General features: G+C 67.4%; 1 pseudogene. It reads right to left on the bottom strand.

Going from position 1 to position 515, the window contains the following annotated elements:
- Nucleotides 1-515, bottom strand: a pseudogene (locus tag EN994_RS34655) (helicase); the annotation flags it as partial.

Below are 515 nucleotides of genomic sequence, written 5' to 3'. Positions count from 1 at the left end.
GTGCAGCCTCTTCCGCCGCAAGCTTCGCCATCGCTGCTTCGCGCGCGGCATTGTCCTGTGCTTCGAGCCGCGCCTTGACCTCGACGGCCGGCTTCGGCTCGGCACGGTAGCCGAGACCTTTGAGGATCTCTTCCATGTCGTCCGCGGTGGCGCCGAGGATCGACATCATCGGCGGCGTCACCATGAAGGACTGGCCGTCATAGGCGCCGTCCGGGCGCTGGCCGAGGCCGGGCTTCCAGTTGGTCGCCGGGCGGATCAGATCCGCCAGCCGTTCCAGGATGTCGATGCGCACGGCGCGACGGCCGAGATTGCGGTAGCCGGCAAGCTTGTAGAAGGTCTTGTCGAAGGCGGGGTCGATGACCACCGAGGTGCGACCCGAGGCGAGCGCATGGACCACGTCGCCAAAACCTGGCTTGTCCTTGCCGTCGTTCTTCAGCGCCCACAGCAGCGTCACCAGCCCGGCAGGCGCCGGCTTGATCAGCGCCGGCACGAAGACATGGTAGGCGCCGAAGCGC

The sequence above is a fragment of the Mesorhizobium sp. M7A.F.Ca.CA.002.09.1.1 genome (assembly GCF_003998555.1).
Taxonomy (GTDB): domain Bacteria; phylum Pseudomonadota; class Alphaproteobacteria; order Rhizobiales; family Rhizobiaceae; genus Mesorhizobium; species Mesorhizobium ciceri.
The sequence above is the reverse complement of the archived record's forward strand: the minus strand, read 5'-3'. Positions and strand labels throughout refer to the sequence as shown.